Origin of the sequence: Streptomyces sp. NPDC101166 (assembly GCF_044768125.1) — a bacterium.
Taxonomy (GTDB): Bacteria; Actinomycetota; Actinomycetes; order Streptomycetales; family Streptomycetaceae; genus Streptomyces.
In genome coordinates, this window is sequence record NZ_JBIWPF010000003.1 from 410,422 (window position 1) to 427,558 (window position 17,137).

Here is a 17,137-nt window from a genome sequence, read left to right on the forward strand (position 1 = left end):
TGTCGCGCCCCCGCGGCGCAGCCGCATGTCGTCACAGTCCTGCGCCCCTGGGGGTTCCGCGCACCGGCGTTCTAACGTTGCTGTGTGTCCTACTTTGACGCGGCCTCCGCCGCTCCTCTCCATCCCGTCGCCCGGCAGGGGCTGTTGGCTGCTCTGGACGAAGGGTGGGCTGATCCTTCGCGGTTGTACCGGGAGGGGCGGCGGGCTCGGTTGCTGCTCGACGCCGCCCGGGAGGCCGCGGCCGAGGCGGTGGGGTGCCGGGCGGACGAGCTGGTGTTCACGTCGTCCGGGACGCAGGCCGTGCACAGCGGCATCGCGGGCGCGCTGGCGGGACGCCGGCGGGTCGGGCGCCACCTGATCGTGTCAGCCGTCGAACACTCCTCGGTACTGCATTCGGCGGAGCTGTTCGAGGCCGACGGCGGTGCGGTGACCCGGGTTCCGGTGCGGCGGTCGGGGGCGGTGAGCGTGGGGTCGTACGAGGAGGCGCTGCGTTCCGACACGGCGCTGGCCTGTCTGCAGTCGGCCAACCACGAGGTGGGGACCGAGCAGCCGGTGGCCGAGGTGGCCGAGGTGTGCCGGGCGGCGGGGACGCCGTTGCTGGTGGACGCGGCGCAGTCGCTCGGTTGGGGGCCGGTGCCGGGCCCCTGGTCGCTGCTGACGGCGAGCGCGCACAAGTGGGGTGGGCCGCCCGGGGTGGGGCTGCTGGCGGTGCGCAAGGGGGTGCGGTTCGTGGCCCAGGGGCCGGTGGACGAGCGGGAGTCGGGGCGGGCGGCCGGGTTCGGGAACCTTCCGGCGATCGTCGCCGCGGCGGCCTCGCTGCGGGCGGTGCGGGCGGAGGCGGAGGCCGAGGCGGCCCGGCTGCGGGAGATGACGGAGCGGATCCGGGCCCGGGTGCCCCGGCTGGTGCCCGATGTGGAGGTGGTGGGGGACCCGGAGCGCCGGCTGCCCGGGACCGTCACGTTCTCGTGCCTCTACGTCGACGGGGAGGCGCTGCTGCACGGGTTGGACCGGGAGGGATTCTCGGTGTCGTCCGGGTCGTCGTGCACCAGCGGCACGCTGACGCCCAGCCATGTGCTGAGGGCGATGGGGGTGCTGAGCGAGGGGAACGTGCGGGTGTCGCTGCCCGCGGGGGCCGCGGAGGAGGACGTGGAGCGGTTCCTCGCGGTGCTGCCGGAGGTGGTGGCGGGGGTGCGGGAGAAGCTGAGGGCGCCGTCGGCGACCGCTGCCGCCGGCGTCGGGCGCGAGGAGCTGGTCGTGGACGCGCTCGGGAAGCGCTGCCCGGTCCCCGTCATCGAACTGGCGAAGGCCTTCGGGGGCGTGCCGGTCGGCGCGACGGTGCGCGTGCTGTCCGACGACGAGGCGGCCCGGCTGGACATCCCGGCGTGGTGCGAGATGCGGGGCCAGGAGTACGCGGGCGAGGAGCCGGCGGACCGAGGTACGGCATACCTGGTCCGCCGGGTGTCCTGAACCGGGCTAGCCGAGGTGCTTGCGGACCTCCGCCGCCGCCTCGTCGCCGTAGGCCGTGGCGAAGCGGTCCATGAAGTGGCCGCGGCGCAGCTGGTACTCCTGGGTGCCGACGGTCTCGATGACGAGGGTGGCGAGCATGCAGCCGATCTGGGCGGCGCGCTCCAGGGAGACGTTCCACGCCAGGCCGGAGAGGAAGCCGGCGCGGAAGGCGTCGCCGACGCCGGTCGGGTCGGCCTTGCGGTCCTCGGCGGGGCAGCCGACCTCGATCGGGGTCTCGCCGGACCGCTCCACGCGGACGCCGCGCGAGCCGAGGGTGGTGACGCGGTGGCCGACCTTGGCGAGGATCTCCTCGTCGCTCCAGCCGGTCTTGGACTCGATGAGGCCCTTCTCGTACTCGTTGGAGAACAGGTACGTCGCGCCGTCCAGCAGTATCCGGATCTCTTCGCCGCTCATACGGGCGATCTGCTGGGAGAAGTCGGCGGCGAAGGGGATCGAGCGGGCGCGGCACTCCTCGGTGTGGCGGAGCATCGCCTCCGGGTCGTCGGCGCCGATCAGCACCAGGTCCAGGCCGCCCACGCGGTCGGCGACCGTCTTGAGCTCGATGAGGCGGGCCTCGCTCATCGCGCCCGTGTAGAACGAGCCGATCTGGTTGTGGTCGGCGTCGGTGGTGCACACGAAGCGGGCGGTGTGCAGGGTCTCGGAGATGCGGACCGACTCGGTGTCGACGCCGTGCCGGTCGAGCCAGGCACGGTAGTCGTCGAAGTCGGAGCCGGCGGCGCCGACCAGGACCGGCTCGGTGCCGAGCTGGCCCATGCCGAAGGCGATGTTCGCGCCGACCCCGCCGCGCCGTACGTCCAACTGGTCGACCAGGAAGGAGAGCGAGACCGTGTGGAGCTGGTCCGCGACGAGCTGGTCGGCGAAGCGGCCGGGGAACGTCATGAGATGGTCGGTTGCGATGGAGCCGGTGACTGCGATGCGCACGGCGTGGACTCTCCTGTGTGGGGAGCGGGATTGACAGTTCACGCTACCCGGTCGACCGCCGCCATCGAAGCCTCAGAAACTACCCGATAGTAGATCTTTCTTCGTTTGCTCCCCCGTGCGTACGGTGCCGCTATGACGAACCTCAAGGCGTACGCACCCGCTTCGGCCGCTTCTCTCGCCGCCGATCACGCCGGTGACCTGGACGGCGGCCTGGCCTCGCTGCGGGGCGACTGCGCGCGGATGACGCCGCACTGGGCCGCCCCGGAGCGGATCGCCTCCCGGCCGGTTCCGCTCTCCCTGCTGCACGGGGTGTCCGTACCGGCCACGTCGGCCCGGCTGCTGGAGGCCATGCCCGAGTACGGGAACTGAGAACGACACGGGCCTTCTGAGCCGTTCGGGTGGCGAATCCTTCGGTCGGAGCGCGAGGGGGAACCGTGCGCTCCCCCGCTGCGTCCCATCGCTGTCCCCCGTAAAGGGGATGTGAGGTACGACAGCGCAGCCGAAGGAGCGATGCGGTGAACACCGAGCGACCCGACAACGACGACGCCGCACGCGGGCCGGAGGACGGGGCCACACCGGAGCCGGAGACGACGGAGCCCGCCGACGGGACCGAGGCCGTGACGGACGACGCGACGGAAGCGGACACGGCGGAAGGCAACACGGCCGAGGCGGCGGCGGAGGCGGGCGCGGAGCCTGAGGCCGACGCCAAGCCGAAGGCGGGAGCAGAGCCGAAGACCGACGCCCAGCCGAAGGCGGAAGCGCGGCCGAAGGCGGCAGAAGCAGAGGTCGAGGCGGGCGCGGAGCCTGAGGCCGACGCCGAGCCGAAGGCGGACGCGGACGCCGTCGCGGAGTCCGACGCGGCGGCCGAGCCTGCGACCGCGGCGGCCGTGGAGGCGGCGGAAGGAAACACGGCAGAGGCCGAGGCGGCCGCGAAGCCGAAGACGGAAGCCCGGCCGGAGACCGACGCCCAGCCGAAGACGGAAGCCCGGCCGGAGACCGACGCCCAGCCGAAAGCGGAAGCCCGGCCGGACACCGACGCCAAGCCGAAAGCGGACCGGGACGCCGTCGCGGAGTCCGACGCGGTGACCGAGTCCGCGACCGCGGCGGCCGTGGAGACCGCGCCCGTCAGGGCCGAGGACAAGCCCGCCGCCGACGCCGCACCGGCTGACCGCACCGCGGCCGCCGGTGGCGAGCTCGGGGATGTGGGGCCCGTGGCGGGCGAGGCGCGGGGCGGGCGGCGGCGGTCGCCCGCAGTCGTGGCCGCGGTCGCCGCAGCCGTGCTGCTGGTGGGCGGCGGCGGGGCCTATCTCGCCGCCAACGCGGCCGGCGGGGGCGGCGGCGAGTCGGCGGCCGGGTCTCCCTCGCGGGACGGGGCGCCGCCGGCACTCGTGCTGGACGACTACAACGCGGCCGCCGCTCCCTCCGACAACGGCAGCAGCAGCGACAGCGGCGGCAACGGCATCGCGCCCGGTGAGCCCAACCCCTACGGGGTGGTCTACCGCGCCGAGGGCACCCTCCCGGACGGTCCCGACACCGCGCCCGTGTACTGGGCGAAGGGCGCGGTCGGCGAGGGCGAGGTGGCCCGGCTGGCGGCCGCGCTCGGGGTGAAGGGCACGCCGGTCACCGAGGGGCAGAGCTGGAAGGTCGGCGCCGGGACGGACGGTTCGGGTCCGGTGCTGAGGGTGGAGAAGCAGGCGCCCAGCCTGTGGACGTTCAACCGGTACGCCCCCGGCACCGACTCCTGCAAGAGCGGTGGCGCCGTCTGCGCGCAGGGCTCCGCGAGCGGCGATCCGGTGAGCGAGGAGGCGGCGAAGAAGGCGGCCGAGCCGGTCCTCGAGGCCGTCGGCCAGAGCGACGCCGAGATCGACGCGAGCCAGGTCGCGGGCGCCCAGCGGATGGTGAACGCCGACGCCGAGTTCGGCGGTCTGCCCACCTACGGCTGGACGACCGGCGTCACCGTCAACGGCCAGGGCGAGGTCGTCTCCGGGAACGGGCAGCTGAAGACGCCGGCCGAGGGGGAGTCGTACCCCGTGCTGAGCGCGCGGGAGACGCTGGACCGGATGAACGCCGCTCCCGGCACCGACCGTCGGATGGGCATCGGGGGCTGCGCCAGCTCGGCCCCGCTGGACGGCCGGCCGCAGGGCAGGGAGGACCGGCTGGCGAGCCCGTGCGCCCCGTCGGCCGACATGCCGGGGAAGCAGACGCGCAAGCAGACGGTGACGGTTCAGGAGGCGGTGTTCGGGCTGGCCCCGCACTCCTCGGGCGGGCGGCAGGTCCTGGTGCCGTCCTGGCTGTTCGAGGTGCGGGGCGCCGGGGACGGCACGTACACGGTGACGCATCCGGCCGTCGAGCCGGAGTACCTGGGCACGCCCGCGACGGCGAGCCCGTCCGGCGGGCCGACCTCGGGCGCGACGACGCAGGACGTGAAGGTCGACGGCTACACCGCCGAGGGGCGGGAGCTGACGGTCGCCTTCACCGGCGGGGTGTGCGCCGACTACACGGCGGCGGCGACCGAGCGCGGCGACCGGGTCGAGGTCACCGTGACCGCGACGCCGTGGCCGGACAAGGTCTGCATCAAGATCGCCAAGGTGTTCCACAAGACGGTGACGCTGGACGAGCCGCTCGGCAGCCGGACCGTGGTCGGGTCGGACGGCAAGGCGGTCCCGCTGGAGAAGCCGGGCGCGCGGCTGCCGTAGCGGGTGGCCGACGGAGAAGACGCGGAAGGCGGCGGCCCCGGAGTGGGGCCGCCGCCTTCCCGTCGTTCCGGTACGGCTCAGCTGAAGGAGTCGCCGCAGGCGCAGGAGCCGGTCGCGTTCGGGTTGTCGATCGTGAAGCCCTGCTTCTCGATCGTGTCCACGAAGTCGATCGTGGCGCCGCCCAGGTAGGGAGCGCTCATGCGGTCCGTGACGACCTTGACGCCGTCGAAGTCCTTCTCGACGTCGCCGTCGAGGGAACGCTCGTCGAAGAAGAGCTGGTAGCGCAGGCCGGAGCAGCCGCCGGGCTGGACGGCCACGCGCAGGGCGAGGTCGTCACGGCCTTCCTGGTCGAGCAGGGCCTTGACCTTCGACGCGGCGGCGTCGGTCAGGATGATGCCGTCGGTGACGGTGCTGGTCTCGTCCGATACGGACATCTACATCTCTCCCGGGTTGTACGGAGACTGCTTGCCGACGGTTGCAACCGACGGGGCCGCGGATTCATTCCGGGCCGAGGGGCCCGAGCGAATAGTGTTTCGCTCCTTCTTGCGCCCCTCTGCCCTTCATGCTCGCACACACGCGTGGGGGCGCACAGTGTCCGCCCGGGCGGGCCAGGGATTCACGTCACATCGACGCAATGACCATCGTCAAAGTGACGTGAAGCGGGTTATCATAGATAACGTCAGTTCGACGAAAAGTAGAAAGGGTGCGTGCCGTGACCACCGCCCCAACCCCGGAGCTCGACGTACAGCCGACTCCCCTCGCCCTGTTGCTGCTCGGCCGGGAGGCCGACCCGAAGAGCGAGCGGGGCGTCGATTGCCCCGGCGACCTGCCCTCCCCGTCCGACCCGGACCTGGTGGAGCGGGCCCGCGCCGCCAAGGAGAAGCTCGGCGACAAGGTCTTCGTCCTCGGTCACCACTACCAGCGCGACGAGGTCATCCAGTTCGCCGACGTCACGGGAGACTCCTTCAAGCTGGCCCGGGACGCGGCCGCGCGCCCCGACGCCGAGTACATCGTGTTCTGCGGTGTGCACTTCATGGCGGAGTCCGCGGACATCCTCACCTCCGACGACCAGAAGGTCGTGCTGCCCGACCTGGCCGCCGGCTGCTCCATGGCCGACATGGCCACGGCCGAGCAGGTCGCCGAGTGCTGGGACGTGCTGACCGAGGCGGGCATCGCCGAGCAGGTCGTCCCGGTGTCGTACATGAACTCCTCCGCGGACATCAAGGCGTTCACCGGCAAGCACGGCGGCACCATCTGCACGTCGTCGAACGCCCGGCGGGCCCTGGACTGGGCCTTCGAGCAGGGCGACAAGGTCCTCTTCCTGCCGGACCAGCACCTCGGCCGCAACACCGCCGTCCGCGACATGGGCATGTCCCTGGAGGACTGCGTCCTCTACAACCCGCACAAGCCGAACGGCGGGCTCACCGTCGAGCAGCTGCGGGACGCGAAGATGATCCTGTGGCGGGGCCACTGCTCGGTGCACGGCCGCTTCAGCCTGGAGTCGGTGGAGGACGTGCGCGCCCGCATACCCGGCGTGAACGTGCTGGTTCACCCCGAGTGCCGGCACGAGGTCGTGGCCGCGGCGGATCACGTCGGTTCGACCGAGTACATCATCAAGGCGCTGGAGGCCGCTCCGGCCGGCTCGAAGTGGGCGATCGGCACCGAGCTGAACCTCGTGCGGCGGCTGGCGAACCGTTTCGCTCCCGAGGGCAAGGAGATCGTCTTCCTCGACCGCACGGTGTGCTTCTGCTCGACCATGAACCGCATCGACCTGCCCCACCTGGTGTGGACCCTGGAGTCCCTGGCCGAGGGCAAGCTGGTCAACCGCATCGAGGTCGACAAGGAGACGGAGGCGTTCGCGAAGCTGGCCCTGGAACGGATGCTGGCGCTGCCGTAGTCCTCACCCGGCCCCGGCTCCGGCGTGCACGCTCACGCCGGAGCCGGTGTGCTGTCGGGGTGCGCGGGGTTCACGGAGAAGACCGTCCCGTCGGGGGTGACCACCACCAGCGCGCCCGCCAGCGGGAGCATCTCCGGGAGCCAGCCCGACGCCCCGACCCGGGCGGCGTGCGGGAGGGTCTCCCACAGCACGCCGCCCGTACGGGCGTCCAGCGCGGCCGTCCGCCCGCTCGCGCTGGCGAGGAACACCGTCGTCCCCCGCGGGCCCGCCATCGGCTGCCCCGGCTGTTCCAGGCTCGTCCGGGTCTGCCACAGCCGTGCGCCCGTCTCCGGGGAGACGGCGGTGACCAGTCCGTTGGACGCCGCGAAGCAGACCACCCCGCCGACCAGCGCCGGCTGTCCGCCGGGCTCCCCCGCCGCCGTCACCGCCCGCTGTACACGGCTCGCCGGATCGACCGTCACCACACGCGTGTACGCCGGCTCCCCGGACTCCTGCACGCTCGCCTCGGTCGGCTCCACGAGCACCGGTCGGCCGTCCAGCTCACCGAGCAGGACACTGTGCGGCGCGACGACCGCGAGTTCACGGGTCGTGCCGTCGGCGGGGTCGATGGCGAGCAGCCGGGCTTTCGGCTCGTCGATGTCGTACCTGCCGCACAGGGCGTACAGGGCGTCGCCGAAGCCGTGGAAGGTGCAGGCGTGGTCGGCGGGCAGGGCGGCGGACCAGCGGCGGGCGCCGTCGCGCGGGGAACGGGCGGTCATCGACCGCTGGTCGGCCTCGGGGATCAGGACCAGCCCGCCCGCAAGGCCCGCGGCGCCGTTCCCGGAGGACACCGGACGCGACCAGAGCTTCTTTCCGGTGTCGGCGTCGAGAGCCGTCAGGGCCGGGGGCCGCGGGCGGTCCGCCGGCGTGGACTCGGCCTCCCTGATCAGCACCACGCCGTCCTGGGCCCCGAGCATGTCCCCGCCGTACCCGACGGGCGCCTTGTCGTCGCCGGCCGCGCCGGCCCGCCACAGGGTCCGGCCGGTCAGCGCGTCGAGCCGGACCGGCAGGACCCCGCCGCCGACGCAGTAGACGGCGCCCGCGTCCAGCGCGCAGGCCGGGGTGCCCTGGTCGCCGGTGCCCTCCAGGGCGCGGGTGACGCCGTGCTCGGCGGGCTCGCGCACCGTGGTGGTCCACGGCTTCCAGCCGGCCGGCACCGCCGCCCAGCGGGAGGCCGTGGCGCTCGGGGAGCCGCCCGCACGGTCACCGCCGCGGTCGTTCAGCGGACCGAGGACGAGGTAGACGGCGAGGGCGACGGCCAGCACCCCGGCCGCACCGGCCAGAGCGAACACGCGGACACGGCCGCGACGCCCGCCGGCCGGCTCGGCGACCGAGAGGGCGACGGGGCCGGCGACCGACTCGGCGGCGGCCTCGGCCGTCGGTCCGGCGGCCGGTTCGGCGGCTGGTTCCGCCACCGGCCGGGGGCTCGTGCCGGGACCGGGCCGCCGTGCAGCCTCGGCGACCCGGTCCTCCTGCGCCCCGTGGTCCTCCTCGCGGTCCCCTTGCGCGTCGTCGGGCAGCGCGGCCGCGAACTGCTCCAGCAGGGCGTCCAGTTCGGGGCGCTCGTCGGGGAGTTTGGCCAGGCAGTGGGCTACGACCGCGCGCAGGGGCGGCGGCACGCGCGTCAGGTCCGGCTGCTCGTTCATCACCCGGTACGCCGTCAGGTACGGGCTGTACGCGTCGAAGGGGCCGCGGCCCGTCGCCGCGAACGTCAGAAGCGCTCCGAGGGAGAAGACGTCCGAGTGCGGCCCGACCGTGCGGGCGTCGGTGAGCTGCTCCGGGGACATGAACGGCGGGGTGCCCATCATGTGGCCGGTCTCGGTCAGCGCCTGGTTCTCCGTCGCCCGGGAGATGCCGAAGTCGATGACGCGGGGTCCGTCCTCGGCCATCAGGACGTTCCCCGGCTTGAGGTCGCGGTGGACGACCCCGGCCCGGTGGATCTCCCGCAGCGCCTCCACCAGCCCCAGGGCGAGCCGGCGCAACTCCGGCGGTCCGAGCGGGCCTTCGTCCCGGATCCGGGCGGCGAGCGAGGGCGCGGGCACGTACTGGGTGGCCATCCACGGCCGTACGGCCTCCGGGTCCGCGTCCACGACGGGCGCGGTGAAAGCGCCGCTCACCTTGCGGACGGCCTCGATCTCCTGCCGGAAACGGGTACGGAAGACGGCGTCCTCGGCGTACTGGGCGTGCACCACCTTGACGGCGAGCTCGCGCCCCGACCCGGACACGGCCCGGTAGACCACGCCCATGCCGCCGGCGCCGAGCCGGTCGACGATCCGGTACCCGCCGAGCGACTTCGGGTCCTCCTTGTGCAGCGCCACCGCCCCGATCCCCCTTCCCCCGCAGAGCAGTTCGAGCTCACAGGATAGGAAACCCGCGCGGGAGAAAGGGAATCGGCGCCACCGGAGTCGGCACCACGGCTCAGTCCGCTCTGGGGCGTACCAGCCCGGACTCGTAGGCGATCACGACGAGTTGGGCCCGGTCGCGGGCGCCCAGTTTGGCCATGGCCCGGTTGACGTGTGTCTTGACGGTCAGCGGGCTGACCTCCAGACGTTCGGCGATCTCGTCGTTGGAGTGGCCGCCGGCGACCTGGACGAGGACCTCGCGCTCGCGGACGGTGAGGGCGTCCAGGCGCTGCGCGCGGGCGGGGTCGCGGATGTCGTCGGGGTCGCTCTGGGCGAGGAAGCGGGCGATCAGGCCCTTGGTGGCGGCCGGCGACAGCAGGGCGTCGCCGCCGGCGGCGACCCGGATGGCGCTCAGCAGTTCGTCGGGCTCGCTGCCCTTGCCGAGGAAGCCGGAGGCTCCCGCGCGCAGCGACTGCACCACGTAGTCGTCGACCTCGAACGTCGTCAGGATCACCACGCGGACGTCGGTGAGCGTCGGGTCGGCGCTGATCAGGCGGGTCGCGGCGAGGCCGTCGGTGCCGGGCATGCGGATGTCCATCAGGACGACGTCAACCTCGCGTTCCTTGGCCAGCCGCACCGCCTCGGCGCCGTCGGAGGCCTCGCCGACCACCTCCATGTCGGGCTCGGAGTCGACGAGCACACGGAAGGCGCTGCGCAGCAGTGCCTGGTCGTCGGCGAGCAGGACACGGATGCTCATGCGGGGTCCTCCGGTTCCGCGGCGGCGCTGGGGGTCTTGAGCGGCAGGATCGCATGGACGCGGAAGCCGCCGCCGTAGCGCGGACCGGTGGTGAGGGTCCCGCGCAGGGCGGTGACGCGTTCGCGCATGCCGAGCAGGCCGTGGCCGCCGCCGGCCTGGTGCGCCGGGGCGTCGCCGGAGCCGTCGTCGAGGACGGTGACCTCGATGTGGGGCCCGACGCGGACGACGCTGACCTCGGCCTTGGCGTCGGCGCCGGCGTGCTTGCGCACATTGGTCAGCGCCTCCTGGATGACCCGGTAGGCGGCCAGGTCGACGGCGGCGGGGAGCGCGGTGTCCTGGTCGTCGCGGGCGACCTCCACCTGGAGGCCGGCGCTGCGGAAGGTGCCGGCGAGCTCGTCGAGGCGGTCCAGGCCGGGGGCGGGTTCGGTGGGGGCCTCGGGGTCGCCGGACTGGCGCAGCAGGCCGACGGTGGCGCGCAGTTCGTTCAGCGCGGAGCGGCTGGCGTCGCGGACGTGCGCGAGCGCCTCCTTGGCCTGGTCGGGACGCTTGTCCATGACATGGGCGGCGACCCCGGCCTGGACGTTGACCAGGGCGATGTGGTGGGCGACGACGTCGTGCAGGTCCCGGGCGATGCGCAGGCGCTCCTCGGCGACCCGGCGGCGGGCCTCCTCCTCGCGGGTGCGTTCGGCGCGTTCGGCTCGTTCCCGGATGGCCTGGAGTGCGGCCCGGCGGCTGCGGACGGCGTCGCCGGCGGTGGCGCCGATGCCGGTCCAGGCGAGCAGGCCCAGGTTCTCCTGGGCGTACCAGGGCAGCGGTCCGGCGATCATGGCCGCGCCGGTGAGGACGGTCATGGTGAGCAGGCCGGCCCGCCAGGTGGTGGCGCGGTCGGTGGCGGCGGCGACGGTGAACAGGGCGACGACGGCGGACATCGCGACCGGGGCGCGCGGGTCGCCGGTCACGGACTCGACGAGGGAGAGGCTGCCGGTGACGGCGAGGACGGTCATGGGGGCGCTGCGCCGGAAGACGAGGGCGGCGGCGCTGAAGGTCATGAGCAGCAGGCTCAGCAGGTCGGGGGTGCGCAGGCTCCAGCTGACGCCGCGCTCGCCGTGCGGGTCGACGAAGGAGCCGGCCAGCATGCAGGCCAGGACGCCCGCGGCGAGGGTCGCGTCGGCGGCCAGGGGGTGTGCTTTCAACTGGCGCTGGGCTCGGGCGAGGGGTGTCAAGGTGCCGTGCCTTCTCGAGTGACCGTCGCTGCGGTGGACGTCGCTGGGGGCTGCCGCCCCCGGAGGGCGGAATCAGCCTGCCCGGCGTCCGGAGAGCGGCACTCGGTCGGCCTCAGCCCGGGATCAGCCCGTCGTCGCTCAGCATCTCGCGGACCTCCTCCAGGCTCGCGTCCGGGGCCGGGAGGATGAGTTCCGAGGGTTCCAGGGTCTCGTCCGGGAGGGGCTCGCCGAGGCGGCGGACGGCGTTCAGGAGGGCGCCGAGAGTGCGGCGGAAGCCGTCGGCGTCGCCGCTCTCCATCTCCTTCAGCAGCTCGTCGTCCAGCGTGTTCAGCTCGCTCAGATGGGAGTCGGCCAGCGTCCACTGGCCCTCCCCCATGATCCGTACGATCATGCGCCCTCCTCGGAGTGCGGTCCCGGCGCCGGGCTACTGCTTGTCGAAGCGCGGGGTGTCCTGCGGCTGCTGCTGGGGCTGCGCCTGGTGGCTCGTGCCACCTTCGATGGCCTGCTGTCCGGCGGAGGGGCCGCCGGCGAGCTCGGCCTTCATGCGCTGCAGCTCCAGCTCTACATCCGTACCACCGGAGAGGCGGTCCAGCTCGGCCTGGAGGTCGTCCTTGGCGATGCCGGTGGGGTCGTCGAGGGCGCCGGAGGCGAGGAGTTCGTCGAGGGCGCCGGCGCGGGCCTGGAGCTGGGCGGTCTTGTCCTCGGCGCGCTGGATGGCCAGGCCGACGTCGCCCATCTCCTCGGAGATGCCGGAGAAGGCCTCGCCGATGCGGGTCTGCGCCTGCGCCGCGGTGTAGGTGGCCTTGATGGTCTCCTTCTTGGTGCGGAAGGCGTCGACCTTGGCCTGGAGCCGCTGGGCCGCGAGGGTGAGCTTCTCCTCCTCGCCCTGGAGCGTCGCGTGCTGCGTCTCCAGGTCGGTGACCTGCTGCTGGAGGGCGGCGCGGCGGGAGAGGGCCTCGCGGGCGAGATCCTCCCGGCCGAGGGCGAGCGCCTTGCGGCCCTGGTCCTCCAGCTTGGAGGACTGCGACTGAAGCTGGGTGAGCTGGAGTTCCAGCCGCTTGCGGGAGGTGGCCACGTCGGCGACGCCGCGGCGGACCTTCTGCAGGAGCTCCAGCTGCTTCTGGTACGAGTAGTCGAGGGTTTCGCGCGGGTCCTCGGCCCGGTCAAGGGCCTTGTTCGCCTTCGCGCGGAAGATCATCCCCATACGCTTCATGACACCGCTCATGGGCTTCGCGCGCCCCCTTCTGACGGACTCCAGCTCACAGGTCTGCGACAGGACCCACAGTACGGGCCCTGCATCCATTGACGCACTGTTCGGAGACGGATGCGCTCATCCCCAAGGACGACTGGTGAAGCCTCGACCTCCGGCCTGGGGAGTAGGCGGCCCTCAGGGTGAGCGGCGGGCGTCGGGTGTCCCCTCTCACCCCGTCTCCGCCCGGTCTGTCCCCACTACAGACGACTGGTGTTGCCGGATCGTTCCCCGCCGGGCTGGGGTCCATGCCCGCGGAGCGCTTACCCTTGGGTTTTGTGTTCCGTAGCCGTGCCAAGGAAGAGAAGGCCGCAGTCGCCGACAAGGCGCCGCTGACCGACTCCAAGCAGCCCCGCGACCCTGAGGCCCCCAAGGGCCGGCCCACGCCCAAGCGCAGCGTGGCCCAGTCCCAGCGCCGCAGCGTCGCCAACACCCCGATGACGCGCAAGGAGGCCGCCAAGCGTCAGCGTGACGATCGTCGCGCCCAGATGGAGCGGCAGCGTCAAGCGCTGGCGGGCGGCGACGAGCGGTATCTGCCGGCCCGGGACAAGGGCCCGGTGCGCCGGTTCGCGCGCGATTTCGTCGACTCGCGGATCAACGTGGCGGAGTGGTTCCTGCCCATGGCCGTGGTCATCCTCGTGCTGAGCATGGTCCGGGTCGCTTCCCTGCAGAGCATGGCGCTGCTGCTGTGGCTCGTGGTGATCGTGCTCATCGTGCTGGACTCGATCCTCACCGGCTTCCGTCTGAAGAAGCGGCTCGCCGAGCGCTTCCCCGACGACAACCGGCGCGGCGCGGTGGCCTACGCGCTCATGCGCTCCCTCCAGATGCGTCGGCTGCGGCTGCCCAAGCCGCAGGTCAAGCGTGGAGCGCGGCCCTGAGCGCTGCTTCGTTCTCCGGGGGTGCGGCGCAGGCCTGGCTGGACACGCTGGGCGGCTTGCGTGACGTGGTGCGGCAGGAGCTGGTGGCCCGGCAGCTCGACGAGCAGATAGCCGGGCGCTATCCGATCGGGCAGCGGCTGCGGGTGCTCGACGTTGGCATGGGGCAGGGCACGCAGGCGCTGCGGCTGGCCCGGCTCGGTCACCGGGTGACGGGCCTGGAGCAGGACGCGACGATGATCGCCGCGGCCCGCGCGGCCCTGTCCGGGGAGCCGGAGGGCATCCGGGAGCGGATGCGGATCATCGAGGGGGACGGCCGGGACACCGGCGTGCACTTCCTGCCGGGCAGTTTCGACATCGTGCTGTGCCACGGCGTGCTGATGTACGTGGAGGAGCCGGACCCGCTGCTGGCGGGGCTGGCGCGGGTGCTGGCACCGGGCGGGCTGCTGTCGCTGCTCGTCCGCAACGGCGACGCGCTCGCTCTGCGGCCCGGTCTGGCCGGCGACTGGGCGGGGGCCCAGGCCGCCTTCGACACCGTCTCCTATCGCAACCGGCTCGGGCTGGAGGTGCGGGCGGACCGGCTGGAGGCGCTGACCGCGACGCTCGCCGGCATCGGCGCGCCGCTTCAGTCCTGGTACGGCGTCAGGGTGTTCACGGACCTGGCGGCGGACGGGGCGGAGGTCCCGGCCGACGTGGAGACGCTGCTGTCCGCCGAGGAGCGAGCGGGCCGCACGGACCCGTACCGCAGGATCGCAGCACTGCTGCACCTGTGCGGCGTCCGAGGCTGAAGGCGCCTGCCGCGGGCTTGAGGCCGAGGTACCGGGGGCCGGGATAGCCGGAGGCCAAGGCGACCGAGGGCCCGGATGACCGGAGGCCGAGGCGACCGAGGGCCGGGATGGCGATCAGGGTGGCCGTGGAGCGGAGTGGGCGTGGGCCGGGGCTGGCGGCCGGGGGGTGGTTCCCGGCCGCCGTGGCCGTCGGACTCGGGGTGTTACGACTCGTCGGCGTGCAGGTTCATCGGGCCGTAGATCTCGGTGGTGTCCTCGAACAGCCGCACCTGGTCGGCGCCGCCTTCGAGCAGGGCCTTCCAGTGCTCCCCGATCCAGGACTCGGCGTCCCCCTGAGTGGTGAACTCCTCGGGCTCCACCGCGGGCTGGACCTCCGTGCCGTCGGCCTTCTCGAACCGCCACGTCCATGCCGCCATGTACACCTCCAACGTATCGAGCACGAACAACGCAGAAGCCGGATCTTGGTCCGGCTCCTGCTCGCAGCCTAGTCGGATGCGCAAGACCGGCGGCGACAAGCGAAAATCGGTTCGTGGAAGTCACTCTGCTCGGTACCGGCGCCCCCGCGGGACTCCCCCGCCCCGACTGTCCGTGCGCGGTCTGCGCGACCTCGCTCGGGTCGGACGCGCGGGCGGCGACCGCCGTTCTCGTGGACGGCGCGCTGCTGTTGGATCTGACGCCGGGCGCGGCGTTCGCGGCGGCGAGAGCGGGGCGTTCGCTGGCCGGGGTGCGGCAGGTGCTGCTCTCGCACCCGCACGACGGACCGGCGGTGGAGGTGCCGGTCGGCGTGCCGCAGCCCGGACGGGTGCCGGACGGACAGGAGTTGACGCAGCTGACGGGGCATCGGGTGCGGGCGGTCGCGCTGGACGCGCCCGGCACCGGGTACGCGGTGACCGGGCCGGACGGGCAGCGGCTGCTGTATCTGCCGCCGGGCGGCGCGCCGGCCGGGCTTCAGGAGCCGGTGGACGCCGACGGGCGCTACGACATCGTCCTCGCGGACGTGGTCGGGCGGCCGGACGCGCTGGCGAAGCTGCGGGCGGTGGGCGCGGTCGGGCCGACGACGGACGTCGTGGCGGTCCATCTCGACCATGACGTGCCGCCGGGCGCGGAGACGCGGCGGCGGCTCGCGGCGGCGGGCGCGCGGGCGGTGCCGGACGGATCGACGCTGACGGCGGGGTCGTACGAGAACGTGTCGGCCGTGCCGGACGTGCCGCGCAGGACGCTGGTGCTGGGCGGGGCGCGGTCGGGGAAGTCGGTCGAGGCGGAACGGCGGCTGGAGTCCTTCCCCGACGTCCTGTACGTGGCGACCGGGGGGACGCGGGGCGGGGACGGGGAGTGGGCGGCCCGGGTGGCGCTGCACCGGGAGCGGCGGCCGGGGTCGTGGCGGACGGCGGAGACGTGTGATCTGGTGCCGCTGCTGGGCGCGGACGGGCCCGCGCTGCTGATCGACTGCCTCTCGCTGTGGCTGACGGACGCGATGGACTCCGTCGGGGCGTGGGACGACGCGGAGTGGGCGGGCGGCGGTGAGCGGGAGCTGCGCAAGCGGGTCGCGGAGCTGGCGGGCGCTCTGCGGGCGACGCGGCGGACGGTGGTGCTGGTCTCCAACGAGGTGGGGTCGGGGATCGTGCCGGCCACGGCCTCCGGGCGGCGCTACCGGGACGAGCTCGGGAGGCTGAACGCGGCGGTGGCCGGCGAGTGCGAGCAGGTGGTGCTGGTGGTGGCGGGTCAGGGGGTCGTGCTGCGGGGGTGAGAGGCGCGCGGGCACGGGGCGTGCGGCGCGCGCCGCCGGTTCAGGGGAGCCGGGCGATCAGGCGGTAGGTGTTGCTGAAGCGGGTGTGGCGCAGCACCGGGGAGAGGGTGTGGTCGAGGGCTGTGGCGGCGGCCAGGAGGGGGGTGGCCCGGCGGGCTCGCGGGAGGGAGAGCACGAGGGCGGCCGTGAGGTCGTGGGGGACGTGGGCGGCGCTGCGGTCCGCCGTGACGATCGTGCAGCCTCTCGACTCCAGTTCGGCGCGGACGTTGGCCAGCGGGAGGAGGTGGAGGTGGCGCGGCTGCCCGTGCGGCGCCCACCACTTGCCGAGGAGCGGGGCGAACGCGCTGAGCGGGTCGGGGAGTTCGAGGAGGAGACGCCCGCCGGGCCGCAACACGGCGAGGGCGGCGGCGAGTTCCTCCCGGGGGTCCGGGGTGTGCTCCAGGTGGTGCAGCATGCTGACGACGTCGTAGCGGCCCCGCAGGCGGGCGGTGATCCCGGGGGTCGTCAGACGGCCGACGTGGGCCTCCTCGACCCGGCCGGCCCATCTCGCCCGCTCCACCCGGGGCGTGGGGTCCAGGCCGTCGAACGCCGTGTAGGGGAACACCTCCTTGGCCGCCTGCGGGAACAGCGCGTGTCCTGTGCCGACGTCCAGCCAGCTCTCCGGCTCGGGAAAGCGCAGCATCGTCCGGGCGACGGCTCTCAGACGGCGCCGGCCGGTGCGGGCGGCGAGGACGCGTTCCGTCAGGCCCCGGCCGCTGCCCGCCTCCGGTTCGCGCAGGTAGAGGGCGAGTCCCTCGCTGGTCAGGCGCGGGTTCTGGAAGGCGTGCGCGCAGTCGAGGCACTCGTCGACCACGAAGGTCCCGGGTCGGTGGTGCAGCAGGTCCGGGGCGCGCAGCCGGGTGCGCAGACGTGTCGAGCCGCACCAGGGGCAGTCGTCGCGGCGCGGCTCGTGGATGGGCCTGGGGGGCATGAGCGGCTCCGGGGAGGGGGAAGCAGTGGGAGAAACCGGGGAACACGAGTGATGCAGGGCGAGACACGGCCAACTCTGACAATCCGTAGCAAACCGGAACGTATGG

General features: G+C 73.5%; 16 protein-coding genes. 7 read left to right on the forward strand and 9 right to left on the reverse strand.

The genetic code is table 11. The features are described from left to right. Positions 1-84 precede the first annotated feature (84 nt). A complete protein-coding gene (locus ACIRS4_RS08705) occupies positions 85-1,467 on the forward strand; it encodes a cysteine desulfurase/sulfurtransferase TusA family protein (protein WP_404191983.1) in 1,383 nt (460 codons plus the stop codon). Between the two features lie 6 nt (positions 1,468-1,473). On the opposite strand, the gene ACIRS4_RS08710 is transcribed toward ACIRS4_RS08705, so the two are convergent. Next, positions 1,474-2,448, reverse strand: a complete 975-nt coding sequence (locus tag ACIRS4_RS08710; RefSeq protein ID WP_404191986.1) for a carbohydrate kinase family protein — start codon at positions 2,446-2,448, stop codon at positions 1,474-1,476. Positions 2,449-2,580: 132 nt separating this feature from the next. Between ACIRS4_RS08710 and ACIRS4_RS08715 the strand changes: the two genes are divergently transcribed. Further along, the gene (locus ACIRS4_RS08715; protein WP_404191988.1) at positions 2,581-2,817 is read left to right on the forward strand and encodes a hypothetical protein; all 237 of its coding nucleotides are present in this window, start codon (positions 2,581-2,583) and stop codon (positions 2,815-2,817) included. A gap of 146 nt (positions 2,818-2,963) precedes the next feature. Further along, the gene (locus ACIRS4_RS08720) at positions 2,964-5,144 is read left to right on the forward strand and encodes a hypothetical protein (protein ID WP_404191990.1); all 2,181 of its coding nucleotides are present in this window, start codon (positions 2,964-2,966) and stop codon (positions 5,142-5,144) included. A 77-nt stretch (positions 5,145-5,221) separates the two neighbouring features. Here the strand turns inward: ACIRS4_RS08720 and erpA are convergent, their stop codons facing one another. After that, positions 5,222-5,578: an iron-sulfur cluster insertion protein ErpA gene (gene erpA, locus ACIRS4_RS08725; RefSeq protein ID WP_130437147.1), complete on the reverse strand. Its 357-nt coding sequence runs from the start codon at positions 5,576-5,578 to the stop codon at positions 5,222-5,224. Positions 5,579-5,856: 278 nt separating this feature from the next. Between erpA and nadA the strand changes: the two genes are divergently transcribed. After that, positions 5,857-7,041, forward strand: a complete 1,185-nt coding sequence (gene nadA / locus ACIRS4_RS08730) for a quinolinate synthase NadA (protein ID WP_404191993.1) — start codon at positions 5,857-5,859, stop codon at positions 7,039-7,041. Between the two features lie 32 nt (positions 7,042-7,073). On the opposite strand, the gene ACIRS4_RS08735 is transcribed toward nadA, so the two are convergent. The 5 genes from ACIRS4_RS08735 to ACIRS4_RS08755 form a co-directional block, all read right to left on the reverse strand. Next, complete coding sequence (locus ACIRS4_RS08735; RefSeq protein WP_404191996.1) at positions 7,074-9,398, reverse strand: PQQ-binding-like beta-propeller repeat protein; 2,325 nt, start codon at positions 9,396-9,398, stop codon at positions 7,074-7,076. A gap of 100 nt (positions 9,399-9,498) precedes the next feature. Further along, the gene (locus ACIRS4_RS08740) at positions 9,499-10,179 is read right to left on the reverse strand and encodes a response regulator (RefSeq protein ID WP_404191999.1); all 681 of its coding nucleotides are present in this window, start codon (positions 10,177-10,179) and stop codon (positions 9,499-9,501) included. Continuing rightward, positions 10,176-11,402, reverse strand: coding sequence for a sensor histidine kinase (locus ACIRS4_RS08745; protein WP_404192002.1), 1,227 nt, complete (start codon positions 11,400-11,402; stop codon positions 10,176-10,178). The genes ACIRS4_RS08740 and ACIRS4_RS08745 overlap by 4 nt, the downstream gene beginning before the upstream one ends. Positions 11,403-11,514: 112 nt before the next feature. Then, a complete protein-coding gene (locus ACIRS4_RS08750) occupies positions 11,515-11,793 on the reverse strand; it encodes a hypothetical protein (protein WP_404192004.1) in 279 nt (92 codons plus the stop codon). 33 nt (positions 11,794-11,826) lie between these two features. After that, a complete protein-coding gene (locus tag ACIRS4_RS08755) occupies positions 11,827-12,627 on the reverse strand; it encodes a PspA/IM30 family protein (protein ID WP_404192006.1) in 801 nt (266 codons plus the stop codon). Between the two features lie 272 nt (positions 12,628-12,899). Here ACIRS4_RS08755 and ACIRS4_RS08760 point away from each other — a divergent pair, with 272 nt between their 5' ends. Further along, positions 12,900-13,529, forward strand: a complete 630-nt coding sequence (locus tag ACIRS4_RS08760; protein ID WP_404192009.1) for a DUF3043 domain-containing protein — start codon at positions 12,900-12,902, stop codon at positions 13,527-13,529. An 83-nt stretch (positions 13,530-13,612) separates the two neighbouring features. Next, the gene (locus tag ACIRS4_RS08765) at positions 13,613-14,314 is read left to right on the forward strand and encodes a class I SAM-dependent methyltransferase (protein WP_404192124.1); all 702 of its coding nucleotides are present in this window, start codon (positions 13,613-13,615) and stop codon (positions 14,312-14,314) included. A 203-nt stretch (positions 14,315-14,517) separates the two neighbouring features. On the opposite strand, the gene ACIRS4_RS08770 is transcribed toward ACIRS4_RS08765, so the two are convergent. After that, complete coding sequence (locus ACIRS4_RS08770) at positions 14,518-14,730, reverse strand: hypothetical protein (RefSeq protein WP_130437139.1); 213 nt, start codon at positions 14,728-14,730, stop codon at positions 14,518-14,520. Between the two features lie 113 nt (positions 14,731-14,843). Between ACIRS4_RS08770 and ACIRS4_RS08775 the strand changes: the two genes are divergently transcribed. After that, positions 14,844-16,061 (forward strand): bifunctional adenosylcobinamide kinase/adenosylcobinamide-phosphate guanylyltransferase, encoded by a 1,218-nt coding sequence (locus ACIRS4_RS08775; RefSeq protein ID WP_404192014.1) that lies wholly within the window; start codon positions 14,844-14,846, stop codon positions 16,059-16,061. A gap of 40 nt (positions 16,062-16,101) precedes the next feature. On the opposite strand, the gene ACIRS4_RS08780 is transcribed toward ACIRS4_RS08775, so the two are convergent. Then, a complete protein-coding gene (locus ACIRS4_RS08780; RefSeq protein WP_404192016.1) occupies positions 16,102-17,031 on the reverse strand; it encodes a class I SAM-dependent methyltransferase in 930 nt (309 codons plus the stop codon). Positions 17,032-17,137: the final 106 nt, after the last annotated feature.

What these genes read in the sequence shown, in the direction of transcription:
- ACIRS4_RS08715 (WP_404191988.1), top strand. Translation starts at nt 2,581, where the DNA reads ATGACGAACCTCAAGGCGTACGCACCCGCTTCGGCCGCTTCTCTCGCC.
- erpA (WP_130437147.1), bottom strand. Translation starts at nt 5,578, where the DNA reads ATGTCCGTATCGGACGAGACCAGCACCGTCACCGACGGCATCATCCTG.
- ACIRS4_RS08780 (WP_404192016.1), bottom strand. Translation starts at nt 17,031, where the DNA reads ATGCCCCCCAGGCCCATCCACGAGCCGCGCCGCGACGACTGCCCCTGG.
- ACIRS4_RS08770 (WP_130437139.1), bottom strand. Translation starts at nt 14,730, where the DNA reads ATGGCGGCATGGACGTGGCGGTTCGAGAAGGCCGACGGCACGGAGGTC.
- ACIRS4_RS08740 (WP_404191999.1), bottom strand. Translation starts at nt 10,179, where the DNA reads ATGAGCATCCGTGTCCTGCTCGCCGACGACCAGGCACTGCTGCGCAGC.
- ACIRS4_RS08755 (WP_404192006.1), bottom strand. Translation starts at nt 12,627, where the DNA reads ATGAGCGGTGTCATGAAGCGTATGGGGATGATCTTCCGCGCGAAGGCG.
- ACIRS4_RS08750 (WP_404192004.1), bottom strand. Translation starts at nt 11,793, where the DNA reads ATGATCGTACGGATCATGGGGGAGGGCCAGTGGACGCTGGCCGACTCC.
- ACIRS4_RS08760 (WP_404192009.1), top strand. Translation starts at nt 12,900, where the DNA reads ATGCCCGCGGAGCGCTTACCCTTGGGTTTTGTGTTCCGTAGCCGTGCC.